Raw genomic sequence first — 25,116 nt, forward strand, 5'->3', positions numbered from 1 at the left:
CGCATCTCGGCGCCTTCAACGTCGTCCGGGTCACAGCCCGATGCCGCGCATCGGGTTGTCCTCCCAGCGGTCGACGGCACGCACGTACTCGTGGACCTGCGGCGACAAGGGCGACCAGCGGCCGTGCGCGGCGATGAACGCCACCGGCACCTTCTTCTTCGCCGCCTCGGTCGGGCCACCAGCGCGCAGCCCGTGCGCGGTGTACAGCTCCGCGCCGTCCAGGCCGGCCGCCTTCGCCAGGGCCTTGACCCGCTCGTTGACGGCCCGGCCGGACATGCTGCCGCCTTGGAGCCGGCCGCCACGGTTGATGTGCCGCAGCAGCGGCCCGTCGGTGACACCGAGTTCGGCGAGGGCGTCCAGCCACGCGCGGACCACACGGACGGGGTCGCTGTCGGGGTGGGAACCACGGGGGATGGTGATCTCCGCGCCGGCCGCGTTCTGGTCGGTCTTCGAGGAGCGGACCAGCACGACCAGGCCGTCCTCGGTGAACGTGACGTCCGGGATCTGCAGCGAGGCGAGCTCGGAGCGGCGAGCCATCATCGCGAAGCCGAGGACGAGCAGCACGCGGTCGCGCAGCCCGGCGAGCGTGGCCGGGTCGGTGGCGTCGATCATCGCGCGCAGCGGGGCGAGGGTGACCGGCGGCGCCTTGCGCTTGCGCTTGCCGGCTTGGGCGCGGTCCTGCCGGTGGGCTTTGAGGACGGACAGCGCGGCGGCGGTGTCGGGCTGTCCGGGGTGCCCGTTGTGCCGGTGGACGGTGCGGATCGCGGCGATGGCCTGCTCGATAGTGGACGGCGCCCGGTCGAGGTCGGCGAGATGGTTCACGTACTCGGCGAGGGTCTCGGCGGTCGCGGGGAGCGGGCCGCGGCCGGCAGCCTGGCACCAGCTGGTGAACGCGGCCCACTGGCGCTCGTAAGCGGCCCGGGTGTTCTCGGGGACGGACCGGGTGATGCGGTCGCGGGTGGCGTCGGAGATGCGGTTGTCGGGTGCGGCGGGTCCGAGAACCGCGTCCAGCTTGGATGCGGTTTCCGGAGCGGCCGGGACGAGGTCGCTCGACATGCTCCCAGTCTACCGCCGATAGCCTCCCATAACTTGGCTTATGGAGGGTCATTCTGATGGCCCGACAGATACCAGCCGGTGTGTGGCTCAGCGGCGAGGATGCGTGCGTGCTCGACGGCCTGGTGCGCCGCGCGGTCTACGACGCCGGCCGCCGCGACGGGCACGTGCCGGCCCGGGTGGTGGAGCTGTCCGAGGTGATCCACCGCGCCGCGATCGAGTTCCGCACAACCGTGCTGGCCAGCGCGGATTCCGGAACTGGCGAGGACAGTTCCGGTTCCGCGATCGCACTATCGCAACCGTCAGACCTTGAACGGCTTACAGCACGTCAAGCCGCTCGACTGGCGGGTGTCAGCGAAGAGTTCATCCGCCGCCTGGCCTGCGAGGGCGTCCTGCAAGGGACGAAGTCAGGCCACCGCGGCGCATGGCTGCTGGATCCGTCCTCGGTAGCGACGTGGATGGCCGGCCGGGGTCGGGCCGCGGCGTAGAGGGCCACCAGGAGCGGTCAAGGCGCCGAGACAGCAACCAGTCACGGCACCAGCAGGAGACCGCAATGCCAGCCCACGACCCGACCGAGACAACCGCCAGACCGCAAGCCGACGTCGAGGTGCCCGACTGGGTCGCCTGCTTCGACCAGCACGGCAGGCCCATCGGGATCTGTGCCACGGCCGCGCTGACCCCGGTAAGCAACCCCGGCCAGGCATTCCTAGAGCCCGCGATCGGCGTCGACGCCTTCCGGGACGCCGCCGCGGCGATCCGCTGCCTTGCCGGTGACGATGGCGAAGGCCTCCACGCCGTACTGGCCGGCACCGACGCGCCCCGACATGTCGCGGGCGCCCTGGCTTCGATCGCCTACCTGATCTGCCGCCGCGGCGGCCTGGACGCCGCCGGCATCGACCAGTTGCTCGGCGAGATCAGCGGTTCGGCTGCCGACGCCATCCTCGACCAGCCACGCCCCCGACCCGGTACGGGGGTGGCCTGATGCCCGAAGGGTTCCGTATCGCCTCGGCGTTCGTCGAGGTCAAACCCGACCTCTCCGGATTCCGCGAGGAGCTGCAGGCGCAGCTCGAAGAGGCGACGGCCGGCGCCGAGGCCCGCGCTCGGGTCACGCTCGACACTAGGGAGCTGGACGCCCGAGCGGACGAGGCCCGTGCCCGTGTCGACGCGCTGAACGAGGCCCACGCCGCGCCCAGCGTCCGCCTGGACAGCGGCGATCTCGATGCCCGAGCCGACGAGGCCCGCGCCCGCCTGGACGAGCTGGACGAGCGCCGCGCCACCGCAGAGGTACGCCTCGACTCGGCGCCGCTGGAGGAGGGCACCGAACGAGCCGAAGAACGCCTCGACGACCTCGGCGAGCGCACCGCCCGCCCCCGAGTCACCCTCGACACTGCCCCGTTTGACGCCCGGGTCGAAGCCGTTCAGGCCCGTCTGGACGCACTCAACGCCCGTACGGCCGAGGGCGGCCTGTCCCGGGATGCGCAGGGCCGTCTGCGTGACAGCCGCGGCCGGTTCGCCAGCGGTGGCGGCGGCGGGGACGAGCTTGTCCCTCGCGCGCCCGGCGGTGGGGGCGGCTGGAGCCGGAACTTCCGTGGCGGGGGCAGCGGGTTCAGCATGCCCGGCGAGGGCCTCATATCTGCGATCATGCCGAGCCCGCTCCATGCGGCCATGGTCACCGGGATCTCGGCGCTGCTGCCGGCCGTCGGCGGGGCCGCAGCTGGCCTCGGGCTTCTCGGCGGTGTCGGGGCGCTCGGTTTGGGCGGAATCGGCAAGGCCATCTCGGACGCCCACCAGGCGAGCCTGAACGTCGGGATCACGCCGCAGCAGCAGGCCGCCACCGCATTCTCCAACCAGGTGGCGCAGCAGCAGGCGCAGGACCAGGTGGGTCAGGCGCGTCGGCAGGCGGCTCAGGACGCGATCACCTCGGCGAACAGCATCTCGCAGGCGCAGATGAACCTGGCCTCAGTGGAGCGCAACTCCGCTGAGCAGCAGGTCCAGGCCCTGCAGTCCGTAAAGCAGGCCGAGCAGGGTGTCGAGGAGGCCAACTACGCGCTGTCCGAGGCGCAATACAACCTGTCGCAGGCGTGGGAGGCCGCCAGGGAGAACCTGCGCCAGTTGGACGACCAGCTCGCGGACAACAAGCTCAACGTCCAGCAAGCCCAGCTGGCGATCCAGCAGGCCGAGTATCAGCAGAGGTTGACCGATCAGAACGCCTACTCCACCGCCCTGGACCGGCAGCAGGCGGCCCTCGCTGTCGCGCAGGCGCAGCAGCGGCTGACGGACGCCCAGGATCAGCTGACGAACAGCACCTACGCCGCCAATTTGGCGCACCAGCAGGGCGTGGCCGGCTCCCAGCAGGTGATTCAAGCCCAGCAGGCCGTCACGACCGCCCAGTACGGGCAGGCGGATGCGCACGCGCAGCTGTCGGACGCCCAGGCGCAGCAGACCTTGGTGCAGCTGAACTCGGCTGACCAGATCAAGCAAGCGCAGATGCAGCTGGCTGCGGCCAGCGAGCAGGCCGCGTATCAGCAGCAGCAGGACGCGCACAACATTGCGGTCGCCGAACGGGACCTGACGAACACGATCCGGGAGCAGCAACTCCAGCTGGCCGCAACCGAGTCCACGGCAAACCAGGCGGCAAATCAGTTCGCGCTGGACATGGCTCGCTTGTCGCCGGCGGCGCAGCAGGTCGTCGAGAAGATCCTCAGCATGCGGGGCGCCTTCAAGGAGCTGGAGACGACCGCGCAGACGGCGATCGCTCCGGGGCTGATGACGCTGCTTGATGGCTTGCAGTCGATGGTGCCCGCGCTCGTGCCGGCCGTCGCCCGGATGGGCGGGTTGCTGTCGGATGCGTTCGGCAGCATCGGCAAGGCCTTGGAGTCGAGCCACGCGCAGGACGTCTTCTCGGGCTTGGTCGACAACGGGGCGAAGATCGCCGGGGTGCTCGGGCCGGCACTCGGAGGGATCGCCGGAGCGCTCGCGAAGATCGGTGCTCAGGCGGGTGCCGCAAACGGCCTCGCGTCGCTGATCAGCGGCTTGGGTTCCGGGCTCACCGGGCTCGTCACGAGCTTGTCGCCCTTCGTCGGGTCACTGAGCGGCCTGCTCGCGCCACTGGGGCAGGCCCTCGCGCCTCTGGGTGGCGAGATCGGCACCCTGGTCGGGCACCTGGCGCAGTCGCTGGCGCCTGTGCTGCAGCAGCTCCTCCCGCCGCTCTCCAAGCTGATCTCTGCGCTGGTGGCGGGCCTGTCGCCCGTCCTGGACGCAATCGGTCCGCTGCTGACGCCGGTCGTGTCGGCGCTGTCCGCGATCTTCTCGGCGATCGATCCTCTGCTGCCGGTGCTCGGTAATCTGATCGGCCAGCTGGCGAAGGCGCTGGCCCCGATCCTGCAGGCCCTGACGCCGATCATTCAGGCGGTCGCGGACATGCTGGCGAAGGAGCTGCAAAAGGGCCTGACCGGCATGCTGCAGGCCTTGCTGCCGCTGTTCCCGCCGCTGGCGCAGCTGATCGTGGCACTGACGCCGATCATCGACGTAATCATCCGGTTGGCCGGGTTCATCATGGACCTGGTCTTCAAGATCGAGGTGCCGCTGACGCAGGCGATCGTGTGGATCATCGCGAAGTTCGCGGAGTTGCTGTCGCACTGGCACGACGCGGTCACCGGCATCGAGTCGGCGGCGAGCTGGCTTTTGAACAACGTCTTCGCACCCCTATGGTCGGGCATCACCAAGGGCGCCGACGATTTCACCAGCTCATTCAGCACGGCCTGGAACAAGCTGATGGACATCTTCAAGAAGCCCGTCAACTTCCTGATCCAGACCGTCTACGACAACGGGATCCAGTCGCTGTGGAACGGCGTGGTCGATGCCATCGGCGACAAGTCGCTGGAACTGCCGGCCATCGCCACGCTCGCAACCGGCGGCGTCCTGCCCGGCTATGCACCCGGGCGGGACACGGTGCCGGCGATGCTGTCCCCGGGTGAGGGCGTGCTGGTGCCGGAGGCTGTGCGAGCCCTCGGCCCGCAGACCGTACTCGCCCTGAACGCGGCCTACGGTGGCGGCCGGATCTCGACGCCCGGTCACTTCAGCGGCGGAGGGCTCTCCGGACTCGTCTCCGCTGTCACCGGAGGCGCCACCGACGCCTGGAACGACTTCACCGGACTGCTCGGCAAGGGATTCGACCTGGCAAAGGTCGTCTCGGCAGTGGCCACCGGTGACACCTCCGGTCTCAACTCCGCATTGACCAAGTTCATCGGCACAAATGGCGCCTCCGGGAACTACGCCAAGCTGATGCTCGGCATCCCGACCACGCTGGTCAAGGACGCCATCGGTGCGATCGGCAACCTGTTCGGCGGCGGGTCGTCCGGAGGCGGGGTCTCGGCTCCGGCAACGCCGGCCGCGGTCGCGCAGTGGTTCGCCACTGCCGCGCAGCTGACTGGGGTGCCGTCCAGTTGGATCCCCGGCTTGGAGACCATCGGGCACTATGAGTCCGGCGACGACCCGAACGCGATCAACAACTGGGACTCCAACGCCCTTGCCGGGACACCGTCCGAAGGCATCATGCAGGTCATCGGCCCCACCTTCGCCGCCTACCACCAGCCAGGCACGGCGATGAACCTGCTGGACCCGGTAGCCAACATCGCGGCGTCGATCAACTACATCAAGGCCCGCTACGGGGACATCAACAATGTCCCTGGGCTGCGTGCGCTCGCCGCTGGGCATTCCTACGTCGGCTACGACTCCGGCGGCTGGCTCATGCCCGGCGACATGCCAGTCAACGGGCTGAGCAAGCCCGAGGCGGTGCTGACGCCCGAACAGTGGGACTCCCTGAGCGTGATCGCCCATCAGGCCATCGCCCAGCGCGGCTTGCCCGGCCGCGAGGTCACCGTTGTGCAGAACTTCAACGGCACTCAGTGGCCCAGCGCCGAACAGAAAGCCGCCATGCATCGCGAGCTGGCGCTCGCACTCGCGTGAGGGGCTGACCATGACGATCACGCCGCCACGCAATGCGACCGGAGTCGAGGTGCCGCCCGAGCTGGCCGCGCTCGTCGGCCAGCTGCTCGGCTACGGCATCGAGGTGTTGGCCGCGAGGAACGGGACACTCCCCAGCGTGCCGGCGCTGGATGGTCTGCGCGCCCAGCTCCAGGTCACTGCCGCGTCCGCGTGCGGACGGCCCAGGCGCATTCTGGCCACACCAGTCACGCCGGTACGGCAGCTGACGGTGGATGAGGCGGCGCGGGTCTCCGGACTCTCGCCGCGCCAGGTCCGCCGGCTCGCCCACGACGGCACACTGATCGCCCGCAAGGCCGGACGGGACTGGCAGATCGACGAGGACAGCGCCAACAGATACGGCAGGAGACGGACATGGCAGCAGCGGGCAGCGTGAGCACCGCGCAGGACACGGCGGAGCAGGCGCGGATCGAGGTGCGGAAGGCCGAGACGAAGCTGGCGGCCGGCGGCAGCGTCGGATTTGAGGCGCTGCACCGGCTGCGCGACCGGTGGCGGCACGCCGATCTCGCCGCCCAGGGCGCGCAGGCCCGCGCTGAATCCGAACGCACACAGGCCCGCCTGGACGGCCTGACGGCTGTCGGCGCGGAGGTCGATAAGGTGGCCGCCTCGACCGCGGCCAACACACTGGCGAAGGCCCTGGAGGGCGTCGCCACGGCGTGCGCCCGGGTGCGGGCCCTGGCCGACGAGCACGACGTCCAGGTGGCCGCCCTGGTCGCTGCCGCCGTCGACCTCCAGGTCGAGGCCAAGGCGCCTGGAGGTCCGCGCGCCACGTCGGGGCATGTGGCGGTCGAGGGCCGTTCGGTGCAGCACAAGGCGATGGTGCTGGTGCCGGTCTTGGACCGGGTCGAGCAGGCGCTGCAGTTCGCCGTTGCCGGGGACGTCCAGCGGGCGGCGCACCTGGTGCGGCCGGTCGTCGAGGCACCGGCGCCGCGTCGCCCCGATCACCTGCTGCGCGGCAACAACGGTGTCCTGCACCCGATCGAGGGCGACCTGAACTCGGGGATGCAGGCACACATTCGCTCGGGCACGCTGGAGCCGCTTTCCGAGGTGGACATCGACCGGTGGATGGCGGGTGAGCTGGCGTGAGCGAGACCACGGCCGAGCTGGCTGTGCACCTGGCCGCCGCCGCGCACCAGGCGGACGCGGCGGCTCTGGTCGACTCGGCGCAGTTCATGGCGCGGGTGGCTGCGCTGGGCCCTGATACGCCCGGGTTCGTGGATCGGGTGTCGGCGGCGGTGCGGCAGGCCGTGGAGAGCGGTCGGCCGGCCGAGCCCGAGCCGACGCCGGAGGCGGTGCCGCTGTCGTACAACGAGCAGCTGATGCGCACCGCGGCTCGGCAGGCTCAGCTGACCGCCGACTACGACGGCTCGATCACTGTGGAGGATGTGCAGCTGGCGTCGCCGCGGGTGGTCGGCGAGTGGGCTGCGGCGGGGAAGCTGGCGCATCTGGGTGTGCCAGCGCAGAGGCGACGCGGTCGACGCTGATCGCACCGCCAGGAAGTGCCCCGGCTGGCCAGTGATCGGGCGGCCGGGGCCTTTCTCGTCATTCCGGGGCCGTCAGCCGCCGAGCTTCTGCTGTGCCTTCGTCAGTGCCTTGCTATGGAGGGCGAAGGCCAGCTGCGAGCTGCCGCTGTCGACCTGCATCTGGTCGAACGTCAGGATCGCCGAGGGCAGCAGGTCGAGCATGATGTAGCCGGTCATCTGCACGCCTTTCACGGAGCCGTCCATGCGGTCCGCGACCGTGTTGGCGCCGCCAGCTTGCATGGGCGTCAGCGTGAAGGTGGTCGTCGTGCCGCCGATTGTCAGCGTGACGGTCTGGCAGCTGCTGAATGCCGCCTTCACCGAGTCGTAGCCCGCCTGGAGTGCCGGCGGGGTTCCGGTGGTGAGTTCGAGGCTGACGAACGGGCCGATGGCGCTGCGCTGGTAGTTGGCGGTCACCTGGTTGGTGCTGGCGGGTGGTTCGTTGAGGAGATCGGCGAGGGGCTTGCAGCCGCTGGCCGAGTGGTTGGGGTCGCCGCTGTCTGGTGCGGTGGTGAAGGTGGGGCCGAGTTCGGCGGCGGTGAGGAGGGCGTCCCGCAGGGTGGCGACGCTGGGCAGTGCCACGCCCGAGTTGGGGCTGGGGCTGGGGCTCGCCGAACTGCTGGCGGTTGTTGCGGTCGGGCTGGCGACGGCGGGGACGGTCGTGGTGATGGCCACGCTCGGCGATGGGGCGGCGGCCGGCTTGCTGGTGCTGCTGCAGCTGGTCGCGGCGGCCAGTCCCGTGATTGCGAGGGTGAGTGCCGCGGTTGTGTGTCTCCGGCTGGTGTGCGTTCTCATTCCGCCCCCTGGCGTTGTGGGCCTGGTGCACGGGCCCGGATGGGCGCCCACCTTGTCGCACTGGCGGATGGTGGGCAACTCTGCAGCCTGGCAGGGGCGTTCTGGAACGCGAAAAGGCCCGGACCGTGATGGTCTGGGCCTTCGTCGTCTGCGCTCAGTGCGTCTTCGCCCAGCAGGACCGGCAGTAGTCCGAGAGCGAGTGTCGGGCGTGGCCGTCCGGCCGCTTGTCGTCGGGGTCGAACAGGGTTCCGCAGCCGTAGCAGCTGGGCCAGTTGGGCGGACGCTGGGTGTCGTCGGTGCTGGTCACGCCCGCTCCTACTTCTTGGGCCGGGGCATCGCCCGGCAGGTCGCGGCGTGGGACTGGGCCCACTGCTTGATGTCTCGGCCCTTGGGGGAGGTCAGGTCGGTGGCCTCCCGGCGGGCCTGCTCGGTGTCGTCGGTGCCGTAGTCGCTGTACGCCTGGGCCGCTGCGCCGCAGCCGGTGCACGCGGCCTGGTGGTTGATGTCGATCCAGTCCAGGCCGCTCTCCTCGGCCACGTAGTCGTGGCTGATCCGGACGGTGATGTCGACGGTGGCGCCGCCGGCGGTCAGGTACTGGGCGGTCATGGCTTCGGTCTGGGTGGTCACTGCTGCTCCTTCGGGGTGGTGGTGTCGGGGCCTTTGCCGAACGCGCGCCAGGACTGGGGGCGCTCGGGGATGTCGGCCGAGTCCCAGCTGCCGGTGTCGGCGAGCTGCTCGGCCAGGTCGCGGGCGGTGATGCCGTACGTGTCGGGAGTCACCGGGTCACCTGCGGGTGGTCACAGACCATGCAGGTCTTGCCCGTGCAGGCGTTCCAGGTGCCGCACTCGCGGCACAACCACGTATTCACTGGCCGGCCTCGGGCCGGGCATCGCCCGGCAGGTTCCGGCGTGGTCCTGGGCCCAGCGCCGCACGTTCGCCACCGCCCATTCCGCGATGCTGGGGCCCGTGGTGCAGAGCGGCTCAACCGTGTCCTGGACGATCTGCTTGTTGCCGCAGCCGGAGCAGACGGCAGTCGCAGAGACCTTGGTGGTGGGCCACTCGGCGCCGTCGTAGATCTCGACGCGGCCGGGTACGGCGGTCACCGTGGCGTCGTACACGTCCACGTGGGCGCCGCCGGCGGTCAGGTAGCGGGCGATCACGTTCTCGGGGTAGGTGGTCACAGTCCCTCTCCCAGTCGGGTGGTCATGGTGGCGTTGAGCAGGGCGTTGTACTCGTCCGCGGTGATGGTGCGGGAGTCGAACCGGCTGATCGCGTCGGCGGCGATGGCGTTTGCGGTCTCGGTGTCGCCGGCCTGCTTGGCCTCGGTGTAACGGCGAACCGACTCGTACTGGGTGCTGCTCACTTCTCCTCCTCGGGGTCCGGCATGGCGCCGTAGAAGCCGCTGCGCGGGTCGGTCAGGTGGCCCTGGTGGATCGTGTAGCCCTCGACGCGGACGGGCGGGTTGTCGGGGCTGGTCGGGTGCCCGCACGCCTGGCAGACGCTCACTGGACACCGTCCCGGACCCAGGCGGCGATCTGCTCGCCGGTCGGCTCCCACCAGTAGGTGATGCCGTGCGGGCAGCGCATCCCGTCGGTGGTGTACGGGCCGGCCACCATCGGCGGGGCGGTCGAGATGTGCACCTCGACACCCTGGGCGTCCCACAGTTCGCGCAGCTTGGTCTCGCACGAGTGCGAAAACGTCGCCGCGGTCACCGGTCGGCTGCCTTGCTGATCTCGGTGGCCCAGACGGTGACTACGCGTCCGTCGTCGTGGATGAGCTTCAGCATCTGCCCGTGCGGGGTGTCCTGCGTGTGGATGACCTCGGCGGTGTCGCCGATCTGGTGGCCGGTGGGCTGCTGCGGGTTGGTGATGACGACTCGGTCGCCTCGGTTGTAGGTCACGTCGGTTCCTTGCCTGGTTCGGTTGGCGGGTGGGTCAGTGGGCGCGCGCGGCGGCGGCCCGGAGCAGCTGGTGCACCTCGGCGGCTCGGCGTCCCTTGGTGTCGTTCCAGGTGTCGATCGGGCCACGTTCCCGCCGGTAGCCGATCTCGTTGCCGATCAGCTCGCGGGCCCGCTCGACCACGGCCGGGCTGGAGTAGCCGGCGGCGAGGATCCGCAGCTGCGCACCGAGGATGCAGACCGCGCCGGACGCATCCCAGAGCGCGCCCTGCAGCCAGCCGTGCTGGTGGATGTACCGGGACAGCAGGTCGAGGTGCTGGGCGGGTGTCACCTGGGCGATGGGGCGCCGGCCTCGGATCCGGCCGAGCAGGGTCGGCTCGGGCAGCTCGATGCCGTGGTGCCAGGAGTGGATGACCTGGCCGTACGGGTTGACGGGCAGCACGGGGGCGAGGACCGGCGCGCGGCTGGCGGGTGCTGGCAGGGACCGCAGGTAGGCCTCGATCTCCGCGACCAGGAGCGGGCCGAGGTCCAGGGAAGAAGCCCAGTCGATGGTCTGCGGTGCGGTGAGCGTGGCGACCACGACGGGCCTCCTTCCTGGTCAGCGTGTGTGCGGGGTCTGGTGTCTGGTCAGGTCGGGATCCGGCGGCAGCCGGCGGCGTGCTGCCTAGCCCAGCGGTCCGCGGCGCCCTCCGGGCCGAGGCCGCCCACCACGTTCGGGTTCACCTGGTGGGCGATGCCGTCGCGGCAGCCGGAGCAGGTCGCCTCGTACGTGGTGATGCGAAGCAGTCCACTGCGCCGCAGGACCTCGACGGCGCCGCCACCGGCGGTCGCGTAGCGGGCGATGACATGGATGGCCATGGGTAACTCCCTTCGGGGCTGTGATTCGGTCAAGCGGCGTTGCGGCTGGCCTGCCACAGGTCGCTGTGCAGGTTGGCCATGGCGGTGAACGGGGCGAGGGCCCGCAGAACCAGGGCCTCCCCGGCGATGCCGCCGCGCTCCCCGCGGGTGTGGGCGCCGTGGTTGCGGGCCAGGTCGGTGGCCTCGGCGGTCAGCCGCAGTTCCTCCCGGCGCTGCTCGGCGAGCGCGGCCGGGTCGGTGTGGCCGACGGCGTCCCGCTGGAACCGGACGATCGCGTCGAGCGCCGCCCGGTCAGCCTGGATCTGCATCAGCCACACGGGGCGGTCAGCGTCGCCAGCCGCCAAGAGCTGCTGGCAGGCGTAGTCGACTCGGTCGCGGCCCTGGCCGATGTGGGTGTCGATGATGTCGTTGGCGCTGGTCACGGTGGCGTTCCTCTCGCTTAGCGGAAGATGATGTCGGCCAGGCGGCGCAGCTTCTCGCTGATGCTGGCCTCCATCTCCATCCGTTCGACATCCCGGATCACCATGGCCCGCACCTCGGCCTCGGTCTTGGGGCCGGCGGCCTGCGCCAGGCGCAGCAGCTGCTCCAGAGCCCGCTTGTACTCATCGCCGTACAGCTGGCGCATCGTCGGGGTGGCGTGGTGGCTGGTCGTGAGCCGGTGGCGGGTCTGCTGGTAGTAGGTGGTCGCGTCGTCGAGGGCGCTCATCTCAGTCCTCCTGGTTGTCGTCGTTGAGGTCGAGCGGGCAGCGACACCAGCTGTGCCGGCAGTCGTCGCCGTCGTGGTCGGCCCGGGGGTGCTGGCAGCCGGGGCAGATCGGGTTGGTCATCAGCGCACCGTCCAGCTGCCGGCGTGGCGGGCGATCTCGACGCCGAGGCCGGTGATCTGGCCGGACGTGGATCCCGGCTGCAGGGCGTCCAGCCGGTTCAGCAGGTCGCGGATCTCCTCGGCGTACTGCACCGCTTGCCGCTCAGCGTCCGCGAGTTCCTCCGGGGTGCGGGTCCACATGGTCAGCTCCACTGCCAGACGGCGCCGGCGCGGTGGGCGGCACGGGCGGCGGCGGCCAGCTCGCGGACCGGCGTGGTCCAGGTCGCGCTGACGATCGGGGCGAGTGCGGTGAGCGCGTCGGCGATTCGGCCGGCCTGCGCGGGCGGCACGGTGAACGCGTCGCCGGAGCCGCGGTCGAAGAGGGGCGCGATCGCGGCCCAGTCGGTGCGGCCGGCGGTGCGGCGCAGCTCGTTGCCGAGTTCCGAGTGTGAGGTGTAGGAGCGTCCGCCCCGGCCGTTGTAGCCGGTGCGGTCGTGGTCCCAGTTCCAGCCCATGGTTCTGTCTCCTGTCTGGTTCGTGATGGTTTGTCAGGCTGTCCAGGCGGGCGGCCCGCTGGGCTGCGACCCCGCCTGTGTCCTGGTTTGTAGAGGTTTGTGACCCCGTCCACCGGGGTGGTCACCCCGTCCGGGAGACGGGGTCCGGCTACGGCCGGACGGGGTGACATACCAGGTCAAAAGGGGCGCAGACGGGGTGTGTGAGCCCCGGATCCGTACTCCGGACGGGTGGGTCAGGCCGCGGCCTGGCGCTCCAGCGCGGCGGCCAGCTGCTCGCGCAGGTAGCCGGAGGCCTTGGCCAGGCCGTCGACCGCGCCGATGCGGGTGGTGGTGCCGGCGTCCGCGTCGCGCAGCAGCGAGCTGAGGCTGGTCTCGGTCAGGTCGTGCCAGCGCTCCGGGGACAGCTCGCGCATCCACTCGGCGAGCACCGACAGCCGGGCCCGGTCGACCCCGTTGGCTTCCATCGCGGCGATCGCGTCGCGGATCACCTGCTGCTTGCGGATGCCCACGCGCTCCTTCTCCCAGCGCTCAGCGGCCTGGCCGGTGAGGGTGCCGGCCTTGATGCGCAGGTCCCGGCCGCGCTCGCAGATCACCCGGAAGTCGTCCAGGTTGATGACGTCGGCCCGCAGGGTGTCGTGGCCTTCTTCGGCGCCCTCGTCGACGACGGCGACGCCCTTGTGCCCGTCCAGGAGGAGGTGCGGGGCTGCGCCGTTGTTGACCGCGTCATCGCCCAGGACCATCTTCGAGCTGTTCTGGCCCTTGACCCGGAAGCAGGCCCGCTTGGAGGCGACTTCGCGCAGTTCGGTCGGCACGCTGTTGGAGTCGGGGCGCTGGGTGATGACGATCTCCATGCCGCCGACGTAGCGGGCCACCCGCATGAACCGGGCGAACAGGCTGACCATCACTTCCTTGCCGTTGCGGCCGGCGGGCTTGCGTCCGCTCTCATCGGCCGCGGCGGCCTCGGCATCGTCGGCGGAGACGAGCTTGAGCGCCGCGGCTGCGTCCAGGATCTCCTGGAGCTCGTCCACCAGGAGGAGCGTCATCTCCAGGCCTTCGGTGCGGGCCAGCTCCGGCGTGATCTTCCCCTCGGGGCAGGCCGCCGGGTTGGCCTCGAACGTCTTCTCCAGCCGGATGCCCCGGTCGGCCATGTCCTCGATCGTCTCCTCCATGACTCGGTGCATTTCCCGGATGACGGAGGCGGTGTTCCCCGAGATGTACCGGTGGGCGACGAGCTTGAGCGCGGCCCAGTCCGCCCCGGACTTCCCAGACAGCAGCACGATCTTCAGGTACGGGTCGAGGACGGCGGCGGCGGCGATCAGCCGGGCAAGGTACGACTTGCCGAAGCCCATGAGCCCGCCGATCAGCAGCGAGCTCCAGAGCATGTTCAGCACCTTGCGTACACCCCGGGCGTTGGTGCCCAGCGGGATGCCCTGGCTCCAGAAATCCCAGCTGTCGGCCTTGATCAGCTCGCTCGGCACCGGCGCGCCCGCGTAGGGGTTCGCCTGGTTCGCCACCCAGATGACGAACCGGCCTTCGTGGCCGTCCTCGGAGACGTCCTTGTGCATCTGCAGCTGGGCGGACTTCACCCGCAGTGCCGACGCCAACTCGGAGTCCTTGCCGATCGCGTACTCGGCGGTCTTGCCGGCGGGCAGTTCGATCGTCGCCGTCCAGCCGGGCCCGTCGGGGCGAATCACGCCGACGATCCGCGTCTCATCGGCCTCCGACCGGTCGATGATCCTGGCCTTGACCAGGCGGTCGATCAGGTCGGAGGCGCCGACCACCTGGGCGGCCTGCTCTGCGGCCTTCGCGACCTCCCGCGCGGCGGCCGCGCCCGGGGTGGCTGCCTCCTCGGCGGCCAGGTACGCGGCGGTCACCGCGGCGGCGAACCCCGGGCCCTCCACCGGCTGCTCGGCCAGCGCCGTCACCACCTGCGGTGCTGGCGCTCCGACACCGAGAGGGCCGCTGAACGCCTGCTGCTCCTGGTCCTGCTTCTCCTCGACCACCAGGCCAGCCCGCCACAGCGCCACCGCGGCGGCCGGCAGTGCCGCGAGCAGCCACAGCGGGGACGACTCCACCGGCAGGACGATCCCGCCGCCGATCACCGAGCCGACCAGCGCCGCACCCCGGGTCAGCTGCCGTCCCCACCGGGCCCGGGACAGCTGGCCCTCGGTCGGGGCCAGACCGAGCGTCTCGGCCTGGTGCTGCAGCTCGGACAGCTGCGCCTCGATCAGCTCACGGCGGCCCTTGAGGGCCGCGACCTGGTCGCCGTCGCGGTGGTAGTCGTTGTGCTCGACGTCGGCGGTCTCACTGCGCTTCGCCGCGATGATCCGGCTGGAGATGCTCGCCAGCTCGCGCTTCAGGTGGGTCTCGCGCTGCCTGTGCTGGCGCTGCCGCTCGGCGATGACCTGCAGACTCAGCTGCCCGTCCGTCAGATCCTCGGTCCGAAGCCACCGCCAGGTGTTGGCGCGGGCGCGCTGCAGGTGCTCGCGGACTGCGCCGTCGGCGGCCAGCCGCTCGCGGATCCGAGCCGTCAGGGCGGCCACCCAACCCGGGGTGGCGTCGGGCTCGGCCTGGCCGTCGTCGCCGGCCTGCACCTCGATGGTGGGCCAGGAGTCGGCGGGGACCGGCTTGGTGAGGTCTACCGGCCGGGTGGTCGGCACCTGCTCCGTGTCGTCGAGCCAGTCCAGGTCGTCCAGCCAGTCTGGCTCGTCCGCGCCGGCGCCGGGCTGGTGGGTCGTGATGCTCACGGGTTCTCTCCTTCGGTATCACGCATGCGAGTAGTGCGAGGGATGCGATGAGTGCGAGACGACGGCGGGGCGGTCACTTGTAGGTGATGGTCCACTTGCGGGGGTCGTCCTCCAGGTTCCCGCTGACGTAGAAGTCGACGGGCTTGTCAGGAAGGGGCGGCGCGGTGGTGGTCAGGCCCCGGAAGCCTGCGGTCATGAAGGCCCGGTAGGAGTAGCGGCCGTCGTCGGTGTACAGGCCGCACTTGGTTCGGCGGGTGAACACCCACGTGGGGAGGCATTCCAGCTCCCAGGGGCCCTGGCAGACCGACACCCACTCGTACTTGCTGTCGTGGCTGTAGTAGCGGACTCCGAGCTGAGCGGTCTTCAGCCACTCGTCGTGCCGGCGCAGCAGCTCGCGGGAGGCGGCGTCCTTCGGGATGCCCATCGCGGCGTCCATAAGGTGGTCGGCCAGGCCGTTGACGGCCTTGCGGGCGAGGGATTCGAGCAGGGACATTGGGGTCTCTCCTGTTTCTACCTGCGTGGATTCGGGACGAAAGCCCGGGGCGGCCGGTCGCTTGGCCGTGGACGGCCGCCCCAGGGCTGAGCTACAGGGTGCTCAGGGCGGCGAGAATGTCGTCGCTGGTGGCGCCCAGGGCGAGCGCCTCGTATCGGCTGTTCTCCATGTCCCGGGCTGCGGCGAGGATCGCTTCGTCCTTGGTCATCTCGTACTCCGTGGCGTCGGGCCAGACGGGCTGTCCGGCTCACCGCCCTCCCCGCCCCGCGTCAGGCGGTCGGGGAGGCCCGGTCAGCCGACAGGCCGTCACCGGCTGTACGAGGACTGCTGCGAGATGGTGTTGCCGACGCTGTTCCCGACCGAGTTGCCAGTGCTCTTGACCGTGTTGGTGAGCGTCCCGAAGAGGCCCCAGGAGCCGATCAGCACGGCCGCCGCGGCGCCCATCACGAACGCGGTCTTGTGGTCCTTGCCCCAGCTGTGCCGCCATTTGGCGATCGCCCAGACGAGCAGGATCACGCCGAGCAGGGTGGCGCCGCCGAGGCCGCCGATCACGCCGCCGCTCACGCCGGATTCGGTGGTGGTGTAGGCCGGCGCGACAGCCGGGCCCGGGTCGGCGAGCGTGGCGACGGTGTCGGCGTGGACGTCGGACGCGTAGGCCGCGTGCAGGTGGGTCGGCATGTGGGCGGTGGCGGTGGTGCCGGCCGGGCTGGTCCAGGTGACCGGAACGGTGGTGCGGGCGGCGGCGGTGATGGCGTACGTCATGGCGAATCTCCTGATCAGGTCGGGGTGGCAGGGTGCGGGCGGCGCGCGGTTTTCAGCAGCGGCGGATCTTCTTCGACGCCGCGCAGTTCTCGGGGCAGCGCTTCTCCTGACCGGTGTGGCGGTCGAGGATGGTTCCCCAGTCGCCGCAGATGGGGCACTTGGGTGTCGGGCGGGGCTCTCGGTGGGCGGGCATGGGGGCCTCCGATCGGCCGGTGGTGCAGGGTGTGGGATCCGGGGCCGGTGCCCTTCCCTGGCGGGTGAGCCCGCCGGCCCCCGGGGCGACCGCCGGAGCGGCCGTCGTGTCCGTCAGCGGGTGACGGCCGGTTCGCCGCCGTCGTCGTCCCGGCCGGATCGCTCGGCCTGGACCTGGTTCCGCAGCCGCATCGCGTAGTCGCTGCGACAGTGGATCAGCTCGCGGATCTTCTTCACCGACAGGGCCTGATCGGTGCTCGCGAGAAGATCGGCAAGCGCCCGAACCTGGGCCAGATCCTCGGGCGCCAGGGGCCTCCCGTCGGCCGCCTGAGGGTTGTTCCCGGACGCGTCCCGCAGTTGCTCCGCAGCAGCCTTCTTCGGGGCGCTGGTAACCCCCTGGAGCCCTTTACCGTCAAGGGATTCCGGGCTGTCCGAAGATCGACGGGATGCCGCCTCCAGCGCCTCCGGGAACAGGGGCTCGTACACCGAGTCCGGGTCGTCCAGGAACGGGTCCGGCGGCATGTCCGGACCCCAGTCCGGGGCGGCCGGGCGCGGCTCTGACACTTCCGTGACGCGGGCCTTCGCCGCGAGCTGACCGGCGATCAGGTCGGCCGTCACGCCGGTCACCCCAACGCCCTCGACGTAGCTCCAGGCGACCCGCCAGGCATCGTCCGGGTGCAGCGCACCGTGCGGGGTAGCGGACAGAAGCCGCTGCGCGACCTTCAACACCTCCGGGTGGTCTGCTGCCCGGCGGCTGGCGTGCGCCTTCCGGTCCTTGGCCATCTGCTTCTCGACCTTGGTCGGCCCCTTCCCGCCGTGCGTCTGCAGGTCGGTGAGCCAGACGGCGACCAGGCTGGACAGGGCCAGGACGATTGCGACCCACGAGTGGGCGGCGTACTGCTGGGCACCGTGCGAGTAGTTGATCCACGCGGCGACTGCGCCGGCCGCCCAGGCGCCGATCCGGTAGGTGCGGGTCGAGCGCTCGCCCTCGGCTCGGGATCCCATGGCGACTAGCGCCCAGGCTGCACCTTCGAGCATCGCGGCGAGCAGGCCGGCCAGGAGCGGCTCGACTCCGGCGCCGGTTAGCGCGCCGATCTGGGAAACGACGGCCGGGACGATCGAGCAGGCCTGCACCAACCTGACGAACGCGCGGGCCGGATCGGCGGTCACCCAGCCGGTGATCTTGCCGACCTTCGCAGCGCGGGCGGCGCGGGCCTTGGCCTGGCGCTCCTCGCGCTCGCGCCGGTCGGCGGCCTTCCGGCGCCGCTCGGCCTCGGCGTCCTTGCGAGCCTCGGCCCGCTCGGTCGTCCGGTCCTCCCGATCGGCCTGGCGCTCGGCGGCACGATCCGCGCGGCGCTCGTCGTACCAGCTGGTGCTCGTCATTTCGTCCACTTCCCTTCGTCGTTTCGGGGCCGGTCGGTCGGCTTGCTGGGTTTGGCGGGTGCGGGTTTCGGGTGGCTGCCGGGGGCGCCGCGGCTGAGGCAGTAGAGGCCGGCGCCGAGGATGACCAGCTGGGTGATCCCGGCGACCGGCCCGTAGAGGGCCAGGAGGACCAGGACGAGCGGCCAGCCGTGCGAGAGGCGAAGCTTGGCGTTGGCGAGGGCGGCGGCAGTGTTCACTCGGCACCGCCGACCTGGCCGGACGGACGGACGTAGGCAGCGAGCAGCTGTCGCTCCGCCCGGTGGGCCTGCTGGTACAGCTCGTCCCCGAGGCCCGTGGTGCGGGCGATGAGCCTGGCTGCGGCGTACCGGGTGGTCTGGCAGGCGCGGTGGTAGAGCATCTCGGAGGTGCGCGGCGACAGGCGGGCAACTGCGGCGGTGACCAGCTGGTCGCTGGCGCGGCGGCCGGCGGCCTGGCTGATGGACTCCAGCTGGTTGATCAGCGCGTCCTGGATCTCGGCCGTGCGGTAGGTGATGTCGGCGGCCAGGTAGCGGGCGGCCTGGTCCTGGGCGGTGGCGATCATCTGCTCGAAGGTGTTCATCACGCGACCTCGGCCTTGCTGGCGGCCTTTCGGGACCGGATGATCGAGCGGCGCTGGCTGGCGGTGGTGCACCCGACGACGCCGTACTGCCTGTAGGCCGGGAGCCGCAGCTCCCGCTCCAGGCACTCGCGGCGGTCAGCGATCGGGCAGGTGGCGCAGACCCGCAGGGCGGCGCGCTCCCCGGCGGTGGGCTGGCCGCTGCGGGCCTCAATCGGGAAGAAGAAGTTCAGCGGGTGCTGGGCGCAGGGGGTCAGGGCCGCGCTCGACGTGTTTTCGGGCATGGCGGACATGCTGAATTCCCTTCAGTGGGTGGGTGTTTGGGGTGGCCCTGGGTGTTTCGCCGGGGCTGTTGTGCGTGCGAGCGCAGCAAACGAAGGCCGTTTAGGTGCTAGCACCTAACGCTTAATCAGATACTGACGGGCCGACACTGCACTCGTCAAGAGTTAGGTGCTAGCACCTAAGCTGGGAGCACTCAGAACTACACGGAAGGAGGCAACATGGCCCACAGCGCTGAACAGATCGCCTCGGAACTGCGGCAACGCATCGACAGCGGCGAACTCCAGCCCGGCGACCGGCTTCCCACCATGGACGCCATCACCGAGCAGTACAGCGTCAGCAGGCAGACCGCCCGCAACGCCCTCAACATCCTCAAGAACGAAGGGCTGGTCATCTACCGAGGCGGCGCGTCCGGCACCACCGTCCGCCGGCGCCCCACCGAACGGATGATCCGAAGCCGCGGCATGGAACGCGACAACCTCGGCTACTACTCCGGCGCGAACGTCCAGCACTGGCGACTCGTCGAAGGCACCCGCACCGAGGTTGTCCAGGAGCCGGTGCCGGCCGACATCGCCCGATACCTCGGCATCGAGCCCGGAACCTTCGTCACAGCGCGCAAGCGACTCAACGGCGACCCCGAGGTGCCCGAGCACCGCCAGCTGACCGACAGCTACCTGCACCCCGCGGCGGTCGAAGCCGTCCCCGTCATCGCCGGGAACTCCGGCCTTGGCGGGATCTACGACCGCATCGAGGAGTGGGCTGAGCAGCCGATCGCCTGGGAGGAGGAGGTCACCGCGGCGATCCCCAGCCCGGACGAAGCGACGGCCCTGCTCCTGCCGCCCGGTGTCCCGCTGCTGCGGATCATCCGCACGTCCACTGTGAAGGTCGACGGCCGGCCCCTGGTGGTCGAGGTCAACGACATCCGGATGAGCGCCGAGCTGTTCTCGGTGCGCTACCCGATGACCAGGAAGGGAGCGGCCCGCTGGCCGGTGCAGCCGGCCTCGGCCGACTTCTACACCAGCTGAGCGGCACGTCGGTTCTGTGGGGCCCTGGCCGGGGCAAACGGCCAGGGCCCCTCTGCGCGCCCGCTCAGTCTCTCTCGGGCCCGCAGGCACCGTCCCCCGTCTCAGCACAGACCGGGCACCGATGGAAGGCGTCCTCGCTCTCGTGGCACCGGTCCACGCAGGCCCGGCACCAGTCGGTGTTGTCGTGACGGTTGTGGCCGTCCCACCGAGTGTCGCCCGCATCGAAGGGCTTATGGCAGGCCAGACACTGGCCGTGCGAGGTCTTGATGATGCCGACCTTGTCCGCCCACTCCTCGGCGTCGCCGGTGTCCACCAGCTCGTCCTCGTCGTTCTGGAAGTGGCCGCCCATGTGGTCCAGGCCGCTGGCCGCAGTCGCCAGCACCGAGCGAAGGTGCTGGGCGCGGCCCCGGGCGTCCTGCAGCGCCACCAGCACGCGGCCCGCCTCAACGACCGGATCGGCGCCGTTGTCCATGCGGATCGCCCCGGCCTGGTCGAGCCGGTCCAGCTCGGCGTAGACCTGCTGCAAGGCCTGCGGCAGCCGCTCGGCGAGCCGGAGCAGGGCGCCGGCGACCGCAGAGACGTCGCCCGGGTGATCGGCCCAGCCGGTGCTGAGCGTCACGTGGTTAAGCGTGCGGATCGCCTCGGCCGCCTCGGCGGCGGCGGCGCTGGGATCGGGCTTGTCATCCGTGCGGCTGTAGGGGTCGCACTGGTCGCACATGTGATCTCCAGTCGGGTTCGGGTGGCCCCGGACGGGCCACGGTCTTGCGGGTGGGGTCGGGTAGGGCACCCGCCCCGCGGGGACTACCTACTCGGCGGCCATGTGGAACAGCACCCCGAAGGCCCGGTTCAGCGACCGCTCCAGGTCGTCCGCCGCGTGCAGCGCGTCCTCGAAGGCCGCCGACACCTGCTCGACCGCATCCGCCGGCCGCTCCCCGGTGTCCATCCGGATCCGCCCCTCGGCCTGACGGGCCTTCAACTGTGCGCCGAGCTGCTCCAGGGCCTGCGGCAGCCGGTTCGCCACCGTGTAGAGCTCGTGCGTGATCGTGCTGATCTGCGGCGCGGGCACCGGATCCCGGCGGCTGCTCGTCGCGTGGTTGAGTCGGCGGATCGCCTCGGCGGCGTCACGGGCGGCCTTCACGGGGTCGGGCTTGGACATGGCAGTACTCCTTGCTGATCAAAGGGACGGGTTAGCGACTGCAGCCTTGATCTCGGCGGCCAGGGCAACCGCCTCCGGCGACGGCATCACGCCGCATTGACCACAGCGGCCGTCGAAAGCCAGGTGCCAGGCGCTCTTCTCGACCGGGCTGATCTCGGACCGCCGCCACGCGGCCTTGAGCTCGGGATAGGTCATGGCGGCGAGTTCCTGGGCGGTGCGCATCGTGAGCTCCTCGATGGTGACGCCGGGCCTGTCCCGGCTCCCCACGCCACCCGGCACCAAGGCCAGGCAGCGCGGGCAACCGGTCAGGCCGAGTACGCCCACCAGCGCCACTCCCGGGCGTCATCCAGCACCGCCCAGTCGGCCAGGCAGTCCGGGCACGCCATCTCGCCGTTGTGATCCGGGGCCAGGTCGTCCTCGTCGACCTCGTGGCCGCAGCCGACGGAGGCGGTCATCCGCCGGCCTCCGCCCGCAGCTGCTTGCAGTCCTCGCAGGTGACGGCGGCGAGGTGCTTCGCGAACCGGGTCTCGGCCCAAGTCCGGTCCATGCCGGCCGGAGCGCCGCACAGCGTCTGCGAGCCGTTCTCGCTCGCGCCGTACTGCACCCGGTAGAAGCCGTTGCCGCGTTTCCGGGCGATGCGCTTGCGAATGTGCACCGGGCCCAACATGGCGGCCTCCAGCCGCTCCTGCGCCTGCCGCTCCTGCTCGGCGAGGTGCTGCCGGACCAACTCATGAGCTTCGGCTTCGGTCATCGGCCAGCCTCCGCCCGCAGCCGCTCAAGCACGGTCGCCAGGTCCCGCAGCCGTCCGGCGTGCACCACCAGGCCGGCCGCTAGGTCGCGCAGCCCGGCCGGGTCGAACGACCCGAAGCCGCTGCCCAGATCCACCGTCACGTGCGGCACCCGGGCCGCCGGCGTCGACGCGAACGGATAGGCCGTCACCGACGCACCCAGCAGCTCGAACCGGCCGTTCGGCGCGTCGACCGTGAACGCCGTCTCCGGGCCCTCGTGGAAGATGTCCTCGGCGTGCAGCCCGTCATGGTGCTGGAACACGCACCAGTTCGGCTCGGGCAGCGAGACCAGCTCGCCGTTGTTCAGGCGTACGTTGGCAAGCCGGCTCACGACGTCGCCCCCACCGGGCCGGTCGCCATCGCCCGCACCAGCAAGTTGCGGATCAGCTGGGCGCCGTGCCGGTCGTGGTTGCGCACCGCCGCGGCGAGCATCCGCCACAGCCGGTCCAGCGGCGCCGACGGCTTCGGGCTGGTGGTGGCGCCGACCGCCCTGTTCTCGGTCGGGCGGTGCACCTTCGACTTCTTCGCCATCACTGCACCCCCGCCGAGTCGCGCTCCACCCGCAGCGCCGCCACCCGGGCCGCCGCCGCCTTGAACTCCTCCAGCACCGGGCCGACCGCCGCCGCCAGTTCAGCCACGCGCGCCTTCGACCGCTCCACCGCCTCCGGCGAGACGCTGCGGGCCAGGGCGCCCCGGGCGACCGCCGCGCGGCTCACCGCCGCCCGGTACCGGGCCGCCACCTCCACCAGCGCGGCCTCGGCCTCCTGCAGCTCCGACAGGACCACCGCCACGTGCGGCATGTCCGCGTCGGCCGCCCGGACCGGCCGGGTCGCCGGGTCCGTGAAGTCGATGGGCCGTTCGGTGTTGCGCATCGCCCGCAGGTGGTGGCTGGTCATCTGCCGGGCGATCAGCTTCAGCAGGCCCCACAGCCGGTCGTCGAGCTGGACGCCCCGGGAGACGTGGTAGCGCCACAGGTGGGCGAAGGTGTCCTGCGTGAGGTCTTCGGCGAGCTGCCAGTCGCCGCGGGCCAGGTGCTCGGCGATGTAGACCGTGGTCCGCATCTGGTAGGCGTGGACGATGTCGGTGATGATCTGCTCGGGAGTGCCGGTGAAGACGGCCGGCCGCTCGGCGACGGTGGTCACAGCGCCACCCCCGCGAGGACCTTGAACTCGGCCGGGGTCTCGACGTCGGCGAGCTGGGTGACCTTGAGGGACGGGGCGGACTGCTTCATCGGCACCGGGCCCAGGCCGAGCCGCTTGTACGTCGCCCGGATCGTGTCCAGGTCGGCGACCTGACGGTTGTTGCTGACCCGCTCGACCAGCCAGCGGCCGTAGCTGCCGGCCGGGAGCCGGTCCAGGATCTTGCGGGCGGCGCGCTTGCCGCGGTCCGCGCGGCGGGCCTGCTCGGCGGCCCGCTGGTACTCGGCGGCAGCGGCCTCGATGTCCTCGACCGCCGGCATGTCCGCCGGGGTGAAGAAGTCGGCGGTGGCCTCCGGCTGCTGCTCAACCCGCTGGGCGGGGAGCTGGACCGGGGCGGGGGCCTGGGCGATCCGCACGGCGGTGCGGGCCAGGAAGTTCGAGATGGTGCTGCGCAGGCCCACACGGGGCGCGCCGGACATGAGAAGGTACATGGAGCTGACTCCCTGTTGACGCAGGTGGTCGGTCAGGCTCCGCTTGGTGCTCGCTACACCAGGCGGGGCCGCCTTGTTTTAGGCGGCCCCATCGCGACTTACCAGCCGCGGGCCCACCACTCTGGGAGCTGAGGGCGCTCCCTGCCGAGGGTGGTGTCGTTCCCGTGACCCGGATAGATCCAAGACTCATCCGGCAAGGTGAAGACCTTGGCCTCCAGCCCTTCCATCAGCGACTTAAACTCATCCGGCTGTGTTGTCCGTCCGGGACCGCCTGGGAAGAGGCAGTCGCCGGTGAAGACGTGCGGGTGCCCCTCCGGGTCGTCGTAGATCAGCACGATCGCGCCGGGAGTGTGGCCGACCAGGTGGCGCACGGTCAGCCGGCACCGGCCGACCTCGAGGGTGTCGCCGTCCGCCAGCAGCAGGTCGGTGTGGACCGGGATGCCCTCGGCGTCGAACCGGCCGGCCGCGGTCCGGGCCCGGGTGGCGGCGACCACCTCGGCCAGCGCGTTCCAGTGGTCCTGGTGGCGGTGCGTGGTGACGACCGTGGCCAGTCGGTCGCCGACCGTCTCCAGCAGGGTCGGCGCATCGGCCGCCGCGTCGATCAGCAGCTGCTCGTCGGTGGCCCGGCAGCGCAGCAGATAGGCGTTGTTGTCGTACGGGCCGACCGCGACCTTGGTGATCATCAGGTGGGCGAGTTCCCGGACATCCGGCCGACCGCCGACCGTGACGGCTCCGTGGTAGCTCAAGGGTTGCTCCTCACTGTGAAGGGACAGGCACCATGATGGTGCGTCAGCCCATCGGCGGGAGTGCGGGCAGCGCCGTGTGGTCGACCAGCGGGCCGTCGTTCTCGCGGACCTGCAGCCCGTCGCCGTCGGAGCGGCCGGAGAGCCAGGCGGCGAGGGCGCGGACCGGGCCCTCGGCCGTCAGCGTGGCCGGCCCGTCGCCGATCACCGCGCGGTGCTCGATGTCGTCGCAGATCAGCACGACGCCGGGCAGCCCGGGGACGGAGAACTTCTCGGCCAGCCGGTCGAACTGGTCGACGGCGAACTCGGCCGGCCAGTGCGCCGGGGTGTAGCCGGCCAGCAGGTCGACGTGGTGGTACTCCAGCTCGCCGAGCCGCTTGGCGGGCACCTGGTAGGCCGGGAAGACGTAGCCGAGCCGGTGCTTCAGCTGGACCGCCCAGTGCTCTGGGGAGAGCGCGGCGGCGGCCCGGGCCAGCCGCTCGGCGCCGGCCTCCAGGTCGGCCAGCTGCTCGGCCGGCGGCCGCGGCGCGCCCTGCTGGATGGCCTCCTCGCGGGCGCTCTCGCTGGCGTACTGCGGGATCTCCACGCCGGTGCGGGCGGTCTCCAGCAGGTTGACCAGGGAGTCGGCGTTGCGGGCGATGTGGGCCAGCACATGGCCGCGGGTCCAGCCGGGCAGCCCGGACGGCTCGGCGACCGCCTCCGGGGTCAGCTCGGCGACGGTGCGCAGCAGCCGTTCGGTGCTCTCGGCGACGTCGCGCAGGGTGGCGGCGGCGAGATCGGCCGGGGCGAGTTGCTGGGTCATGGGGTGGAAGCCTCCGCGTTGCCTTGACAGGGGTCCGGTCGTTGTCCTGCACGGCGAGGCTATCGCCGTCCGGG

The 25,116-nt window shown here is 71.1% G+C and carries 42 protein-coding genes; 7 read left to right on the forward strand and 35 right to left on the reverse strand.

The genetic code is table 11. The features are described 5' to 3' along the window. Positions 1-30: 30 nt before the first annotated feature. The gene (locus P3T35_RS15110; RefSeq protein ID WP_101382584.1) at positions 31-1,056 is read right to left on the reverse strand and encodes a site-specific integrase; all 1,026 of its coding nucleotides are present in this window, start codon (positions 1,054-1,056) and stop codon (positions 31-33) included. 56 nt (positions 1,057-1,112) lie between these two features. Between P3T35_RS15110 and P3T35_RS15115 the strand changes: the two genes are divergently transcribed. The 6 genes from P3T35_RS15115 to P3T35_RS15140 all read left to right on the forward strand — a co-directional run bounded on the left by P3T35_RS15115 (position 1,113) and on the right by P3T35_RS15140 (position 7,541). After that, positions 1,113-1,541 (forward strand): helix-turn-helix domain-containing protein, encoded by a 429-nt coding sequence (locus P3T35_RS15115; RefSeq protein WP_143676915.1) that lies wholly within the window; start codon positions 1,113-1,115, stop codon positions 1,539-1,541. 65 nt (positions 1,542-1,606) lie between these two features. Beyond that, complete coding sequence (locus P3T35_RS15120) at positions 1,607-2,035, forward strand: hypothetical protein (RefSeq protein WP_101382586.1); 429 nt, start codon at positions 1,607-1,609, stop codon at positions 2,033-2,035. After that, positions 2,035-6,021, forward strand: a complete 3,987-nt coding sequence (locus tag P3T35_RS15125; protein ID WP_101382587.1) for a hypothetical protein — start codon at positions 2,035-2,037, stop codon at positions 6,019-6,021. Before P3T35_RS15120 ends, P3T35_RS15125 begins: the two co-directional genes overlap by 1 nt. 10 nt (positions 6,022-6,031) lie before the next feature. Further along, positions 6,032-6,433, forward strand: coding sequence for a helix-turn-helix domain-containing protein (locus P3T35_RS15130; protein ID WP_101382588.1), 402 nt, complete (start codon positions 6,032-6,034; stop codon positions 6,431-6,433). Next, on the forward strand, positions 6,412-7,143 hold the full coding sequence (locus P3T35_RS15135; RefSeq protein ID WP_101382589.1) for a hypothetical protein: 732 nt from the start codon (positions 6,412-6,414) through the stop codon (positions 7,141-7,143). Before P3T35_RS15130 ends, P3T35_RS15135 begins: the two co-directional genes overlap by 22 nt. Continuing rightward, entirely contained in the window at positions 7,140-7,541 is a 402-nt protein-coding gene (locus tag P3T35_RS15140) for a hypothetical protein (RefSeq protein ID WP_101382590.1), read from the forward strand. The genes P3T35_RS15135 and P3T35_RS15140 overlap by 4 nt, the downstream gene beginning before the upstream one ends. A gap of 72 nt (positions 7,542-7,613) precedes the next feature. On the opposite strand, the gene P3T35_RS15145 is transcribed toward P3T35_RS15140, so the two are convergent. The 23 genes from P3T35_RS15145 to P3T35_RS15255 form a co-directional block, all read right to left on the reverse strand. Beyond that, the gene (locus tag P3T35_RS15145; protein WP_101382591.1) at positions 7,614-8,252 is read right to left on the reverse strand and encodes a hypothetical protein; all 639 of its coding nucleotides are present in this window, start codon (positions 8,250-8,252) and stop codon (positions 7,614-7,616) included. A gap of 274 nt (positions 8,253-8,526) precedes the next feature. Next, on the reverse strand, positions 8,527-8,679 hold the full coding sequence (locus P3T35_RS15150; protein ID WP_180356611.1) for a hypothetical protein: 153 nt from the start codon (positions 8,677-8,679) through the stop codon (positions 8,527-8,529). Positions 8,680-8,687: 8 nt separating this feature from the next. Further along, positions 8,688-8,999: a hypothetical protein gene (locus tag P3T35_RS15155; protein WP_280706271.1), complete on the reverse strand. Its 312-nt coding sequence runs from the start codon at positions 8,997-8,999 to the stop codon at positions 8,688-8,690. Beyond that, positions 8,996-9,151: a hypothetical protein gene (locus tag P3T35_RS15160; protein ID WP_180356612.1), complete on the reverse strand. Its 156-nt coding sequence runs from the start codon at positions 9,149-9,151 to the stop codon at positions 8,996-8,998. Before P3T35_RS15160 ends, P3T35_RS15155 begins: the two co-directional genes overlap by 4 nt. Before the next feature lie 18 nt (positions 9,152-9,169). Next, a complete protein-coding gene (locus P3T35_RS15165) occupies positions 9,170-9,553 on the reverse strand; it encodes a hypothetical protein (protein ID WP_101382592.1) in 384 nt (127 codons plus the stop codon). Beyond that, positions 9,550-9,735 (reverse strand): hypothetical protein, encoded by a 186-nt coding sequence (locus tag P3T35_RS15170; protein ID WP_101382593.1) that lies wholly within the window; start codon positions 9,733-9,735, stop codon positions 9,550-9,552. The genes P3T35_RS15165 and P3T35_RS15170 overlap by 4 nt, the downstream gene beginning before the upstream one ends. Continuing rightward, positions 9,732-9,878 carry a hypothetical protein gene (locus P3T35_RS15175; protein WP_180356613.1) on the reverse strand — a complete coding sequence of 49 codons (147 nt, stop codon included), beginning with the start codon at positions 9,876-9,878 and terminating at the stop codon, positions 9,732-9,734. The genes P3T35_RS15170 and P3T35_RS15175 overlap by 4 nt, the downstream gene beginning before the upstream one ends. Beyond that, on the reverse strand, positions 9,875-10,084 hold the full coding sequence (locus tag P3T35_RS15180) for a hypothetical protein (protein WP_101382594.1): 210 nt from the start codon (positions 10,082-10,084) through the stop codon (positions 9,875-9,877). Before P3T35_RS15180 ends, P3T35_RS15175 begins: the two co-directional genes overlap by 4 nt. Continuing rightward, on the reverse strand, positions 10,081-10,272 hold the full coding sequence (locus P3T35_RS15185; protein WP_101382595.1) for a hypothetical protein: 192 nt from the start codon (positions 10,270-10,272) through the stop codon (positions 10,081-10,083). Before P3T35_RS15185 ends, P3T35_RS15180 begins: the two co-directional genes overlap by 4 nt. 34 nt (positions 10,273-10,306) lie before the next feature. Continuing rightward, positions 10,307-10,849: a hypothetical protein gene (locus P3T35_RS15190; RefSeq protein ID WP_101382596.1), complete on the reverse strand. Its 543-nt coding sequence runs from the start codon at positions 10,847-10,849 to the stop codon at positions 10,307-10,309. Positions 10,850-10,896: 47 nt separating this feature from the next. Continuing rightward, a complete protein-coding gene (locus P3T35_RS15195; protein ID WP_101382597.1) occupies positions 10,897-11,127 on the reverse strand; it encodes a hypothetical protein in 231 nt (76 codons plus the stop codon). Positions 11,128-11,156: 29 nt separating this feature from the next. Further along, on the reverse strand, positions 11,157-11,549 hold the full coding sequence (locus tag P3T35_RS15200; RefSeq protein ID WP_101382598.1) for a hypothetical protein: 393 nt from the start codon (positions 11,547-11,549) through the stop codon (positions 11,157-11,159). 17 nt (positions 11,550-11,566) lie between these two features. Then, positions 11,567-11,833 (reverse strand): hypothetical protein, encoded by a 267-nt coding sequence (locus P3T35_RS15205; RefSeq protein WP_101382599.1) that lies wholly within the window; start codon positions 11,831-11,833, stop codon positions 11,567-11,569. 120 nt (positions 11,834-11,953) lie between these two features. Beyond that, the gene (locus P3T35_RS15210) at positions 11,954-12,133 is read right to left on the reverse strand and encodes a hypothetical protein (protein WP_101382600.1); all 180 of its coding nucleotides are present in this window, start codon (positions 12,131-12,133) and stop codon (positions 11,954-11,956) included. Positions 12,134-12,135: 2 nt separating this feature from the next. Then, complete coding sequence (locus P3T35_RS15215; protein WP_101382601.1) at positions 12,136-12,447, reverse strand: hypothetical protein; 312 nt, start codon at positions 12,445-12,447, stop codon at positions 12,136-12,138. 233 nt (positions 12,448-12,680) lie between these two features. Beyond that, positions 12,681-15,194: a hypothetical protein gene (locus tag P3T35_RS15220; protein WP_101382602.1), complete on the reverse strand. Its 2,514-nt coding sequence runs from the start codon at positions 15,192-15,194 to the stop codon at positions 12,681-12,683. Positions 15,195-15,267: 73 nt separating this feature from the next. Beyond that, positions 15,268-15,687, reverse strand: coding sequence for a hypothetical protein (locus P3T35_RS15225; protein ID WP_101382603.1), 420 nt, complete (start codon positions 15,685-15,687; stop codon positions 15,268-15,270). Positions 15,688-15,993: 306 nt separating this feature from the next. Further along, a complete protein-coding gene (locus P3T35_RS15230; protein ID WP_101382604.1) occupies positions 15,994-16,449 on the reverse strand; it encodes a hypothetical protein in 456 nt (151 codons plus the stop codon). A 52-nt stretch (positions 16,450-16,501) separates the two neighbouring features. After that, positions 16,502-16,642 (reverse strand): hypothetical protein, encoded by a 141-nt coding sequence (locus tag P3T35_RS15235; RefSeq protein WP_180356614.1) that lies wholly within the window; start codon positions 16,640-16,642, stop codon positions 16,502-16,504. 113 nt (positions 16,643-16,755) lie between these two features. Then, a complete protein-coding gene (locus tag P3T35_RS15240; RefSeq protein ID WP_101382605.1) occupies positions 16,756-18,024 on the reverse strand; it encodes a DUF2637 domain-containing protein in 1,269 nt (422 codons plus the stop codon). Beyond that, positions 18,021-18,260, reverse strand: coding sequence for a hypothetical protein (locus P3T35_RS15245; RefSeq protein ID WP_101382606.1), 240 nt, complete (start codon positions 18,258-18,260; stop codon positions 18,021-18,023). Before P3T35_RS15245 ends, P3T35_RS15240 begins: the two co-directional genes overlap by 4 nt. Then, positions 18,257-18,622, reverse strand: coding sequence for a hypothetical protein (locus P3T35_RS15250; RefSeq protein WP_101382607.1), 366 nt, complete (start codon positions 18,620-18,622; stop codon positions 18,257-18,259). Before P3T35_RS15250 ends, P3T35_RS15245 begins: the two co-directional genes overlap by 4 nt. Beyond that, on the reverse strand, positions 18,622-18,903 hold the full coding sequence (locus P3T35_RS15255) for a WhiB family transcriptional regulator (protein WP_180356615.1): 282 nt from the start codon (positions 18,901-18,903) through the stop codon (positions 18,622-18,624). The genes P3T35_RS15250 and P3T35_RS15255 overlap by 1 nt, the downstream gene beginning before the upstream one ends. A gap of 216 nt (positions 18,904-19,119) precedes the next feature. Between P3T35_RS15255 and P3T35_RS15260 the strand changes: the two genes are divergently transcribed. Further along, a complete protein-coding gene (locus P3T35_RS15260) occupies positions 19,120-19,923 on the forward strand; it encodes a GntR family transcriptional regulator (protein ID WP_101382609.1) in 804 nt (267 codons plus the stop codon). Positions 19,924-19,987: 64 nt separating this feature from the next. Here the strand turns inward: P3T35_RS15260 and P3T35_RS15265 are convergent, their stop codons facing one another. The 11 genes from P3T35_RS15265 to P3T35_RS15315 all read right to left on the reverse strand — a co-directional run bounded on the left by P3T35_RS15265 (position 19,988) and on the right by P3T35_RS15315 (position 25,042). After that, on the reverse strand, positions 19,988-20,641 hold the full coding sequence (locus P3T35_RS15265) for a hypothetical protein (protein WP_101382610.1): 654 nt from the start codon (positions 20,639-20,641) through the stop codon (positions 19,988-19,990). Positions 20,642-20,728: 87 nt separating this feature from the next. Continuing rightward, entirely contained in the window at positions 20,729-21,079 is a 351-nt protein-coding gene (locus P3T35_RS15270) for a hypothetical protein (protein WP_101382611.1), read from the reverse strand. An 18-nt stretch (positions 21,080-21,097) separates the two neighbouring features. Next, positions 21,098-21,301 carry a hypothetical protein gene (locus P3T35_RS15275; RefSeq protein ID WP_143676916.1) on the reverse strand — a complete coding sequence of 68 codons (204 nt, stop codon included), beginning with the start codon at positions 21,299-21,301 and terminating at the stop codon, positions 21,098-21,100. 83 nt (positions 21,302-21,384) lie between these two features. Further along, positions 21,385-21,534 carry a hypothetical protein gene (locus tag P3T35_RS15280; RefSeq protein WP_180356616.1) on the reverse strand — a complete coding sequence of 50 codons (150 nt, stop codon included), beginning with the start codon at positions 21,532-21,534 and terminating at the stop codon, positions 21,385-21,387. Beyond that, positions 21,531-21,830 (reverse strand): hypothetical protein, encoded by a 300-nt coding sequence (locus P3T35_RS15285; RefSeq protein ID WP_101382613.1) that lies wholly within the window; start codon positions 21,828-21,830, stop codon positions 21,531-21,533. The genes P3T35_RS15280 and P3T35_RS15285 overlap by 4 nt, the downstream gene beginning before the upstream one ends. After that, positions 21,827-22,198 carry a hypothetical protein gene (locus P3T35_RS15290; RefSeq protein ID WP_101382614.1) on the reverse strand — a complete coding sequence of 124 codons (372 nt, stop codon included), beginning with the start codon at positions 22,196-22,198 and terminating at the stop codon, positions 21,827-21,829. Before P3T35_RS15290 ends, P3T35_RS15285 begins: the two co-directional genes overlap by 4 nt. Continuing rightward, positions 22,195-22,398: a hypothetical protein gene (locus P3T35_RS15295; protein WP_101382615.1), complete on the reverse strand. Its 204-nt coding sequence runs from the start codon at positions 22,396-22,398 to the stop codon at positions 22,195-22,197. The genes P3T35_RS15290 and P3T35_RS15295 overlap by 4 nt, the downstream gene beginning before the upstream one ends. Then, positions 22,398-23,009 carry a hypothetical protein gene (locus P3T35_RS15300; protein ID WP_101382616.1) on the reverse strand — a complete coding sequence of 204 codons (612 nt, stop codon included), beginning with the start codon at positions 23,007-23,009 and terminating at the stop codon, positions 22,398-22,400. The genes P3T35_RS15295 and P3T35_RS15300 overlap by 1 nt, the downstream gene beginning before the upstream one ends. After that, positions 23,006-23,497, reverse strand: a complete 492-nt coding sequence (locus P3T35_RS15305; RefSeq protein WP_101382617.1) for a hypothetical protein — start codon at positions 23,495-23,497, stop codon at positions 23,006-23,008. Before P3T35_RS15305 ends, P3T35_RS15300 begins: the two co-directional genes overlap by 4 nt. Positions 23,498-23,595: 98 nt before the next feature. Then, positions 23,596-24,243 (reverse strand): MBL fold metallo-hydrolase, encoded by a 648-nt coding sequence (locus tag P3T35_RS15310; protein ID WP_101382618.1) that lies wholly within the window; start codon positions 24,241-24,243, stop codon positions 23,596-23,598. A gap of 43 nt (positions 24,244-24,286) precedes the next feature. Continuing rightward, positions 24,287-25,042 (reverse strand): maleylpyruvate isomerase family mycothiol-dependent enzyme, encoded by a 756-nt coding sequence (locus tag P3T35_RS15315; RefSeq protein WP_101382619.1) that lies wholly within the window; start codon positions 25,040-25,042, stop codon positions 24,287-24,289. Between the last annotated feature and the right edge of the window lie 74 nt (positions 25,043-25,116).

Source organism: Kitasatospora sp. GP30, from assembly GCF_029892145.1.
GTDB lineage: Bacteria > Actinomycetota > Actinomycetes > Streptomycetales > Streptomycetaceae > Kitasatospora > Kitasatospora acidiphila.

Bases quoted from the DNA above. Each gene is read 5' to 3' on its own strand.
- P3T35_RS15255 (WP_180356615.1), bottom strand. From the start codon at position 18,903: ATGCCCGAAAACACGTCGAGCGCGGCCCTGACCCCCTGCGCCCAGCAC.
- P3T35_RS15125 (WP_101382587.1), top strand. From the start codon at position 2,035: ATGCCCGAAGGGTTCCGTATCGCCTCGGCGTTCGTCGAGGTCAAACCC.
- P3T35_RS15265 (WP_101382610.1), bottom strand. From the start codon at position 20,641: ATGTGCGACCAGTGCGACCCCTACAGCCGCACGGATGACAAGCCCGAT.
- P3T35_RS15275 (WP_143676916.1), bottom strand. From the start codon at position 21,301: ATGCGCACCGCCCAGGAACTCGCCGCCATGACCTATCCCGAGCTCAAG.
- P3T35_RS15305 (WP_101382617.1), bottom strand. From the start codon at position 23,497: ATGTACCTTCTCATGTCCGGCGCGCCCCGTGTGGGCCTGCGCAGCACC.
- P3T35_RS15205 (WP_101382599.1), bottom strand. From the start codon at position 11,833: ATGAGCGCCCTCGACGACGCGACCACCTACTACCAGCAGACCCGCCAC.
- P3T35_RS15215 (WP_101382601.1), bottom strand. From the start codon at position 12,447: ATGGGCTGGAACTGGGACCACGACCGCACCGGCTACAACGGCCGGGGC.
- P3T35_RS15315 (WP_101382619.1), bottom strand. From the start codon at position 25,042: ATGACCCAGCAACTCGCCCCGGCCGATCTCGCCGCCGCCACCCTGCGC.
- P3T35_RS15240 (WP_101382605.1), bottom strand. From the start codon at position 18,024: ATGACGAGCACCAGCTGGTACGACGAGCGCCGCGCGGATCGTGCCGCC.
- P3T35_RS15135 (WP_101382589.1), top strand. From the start codon at position 6,412: ATGGCAGCAGCGGGCAGCGTGAGCACCGCGCAGGACACGGCGGAGCAG.
- P3T35_RS15115 (WP_143676915.1), top strand. From the start codon at position 1,113: ATGGCCCGACAGATACCAGCCGGTGTGTGGCTCAGCGGCGAGGATGCG.
- P3T35_RS15225 (WP_101382603.1), bottom strand. From the start codon at position 15,687: ATGTCCCTGCTCGAATCCCTCGCCCGCAAGGCCGTCAACGGCCTGGCC.
- P3T35_RS15120 (WP_101382586.1), top strand. From the start codon at position 1,607: ATGCCAGCCCACGACCCGACCGAGACAACCGCCAGACCGCAAGCCGAC.
- P3T35_RS15210 (WP_101382600.1), bottom strand. From the start codon at position 12,133: ATGTGGACCCGCACCCCGGAGGAACTCGCGGACGCTGAGCGGCAAGCG.
- P3T35_RS15195 (WP_101382597.1), bottom strand. From the start codon at position 11,127: ATGGCCATCCATGTCATCGCCCGCTACGCGACCGCCGGTGGCGGCGCC.
- P3T35_RS15235 (WP_180356614.1), bottom strand. From the start codon at position 16,642: ATGCCCGCCCACCGAGAGCCCCGCCCGACACCCAAGTGCCCCATCTGC.
- P3T35_RS15110 (WP_101382584.1), bottom strand. From the start codon at position 1,056: ATGTCGAGCGACCTCGTCCCGGCCGCTCCGGAAACCGCATCCAAGCTG.
- P3T35_RS15130 (WP_101382588.1), top strand. From the start codon at position 6,032: ATGACGATCACGCCGCCACGCAATGCGACCGGAGTCGAGGTGCCGCCC.
- P3T35_RS15250 (WP_101382607.1), bottom strand. From the start codon at position 18,622: ATGAACACCTTCGAGCAGATGATCGCCACCGCCCAGGACCAGGCCGCC.
- P3T35_RS15280 (WP_180356616.1), bottom strand. From the start codon at position 21,534: ATGACCGCCTCCGTCGGCTGCGGCCACGAGGTCGACGAGGACGACCTG.
- P3T35_RS15230 (WP_101382604.1), bottom strand. From the start codon at position 16,449: ATGACGTACGCCATCACCGCCGCCGCCCGCACCACCGTTCCGGTCACC.
- P3T35_RS15285 (WP_101382613.1), bottom strand. From the start codon at position 21,830: ATGACCGAAGCCGAAGCTCATGAGTTGGTCCGGCAGCACCTCGCCGAG.
- P3T35_RS15260 (WP_101382609.1), top strand. From the start codon at position 19,120: ATGGCCCACAGCGCTGAACAGATCGCCTCGGAACTGCGGCAACGCATC.
- P3T35_RS15295 (WP_101382615.1), bottom strand. From the start codon at position 22,398: ATGGCGAAGAAGTCGAAGGTGCACCGCCCGACCGAGAACAGGGCGGTC.
- P3T35_RS15270 (WP_101382611.1), bottom strand. From the start codon at position 21,079: ATGTCCAAGCCCGACCCCGTGAAGGCCGCCCGTGACGCCGCCGAGGCG.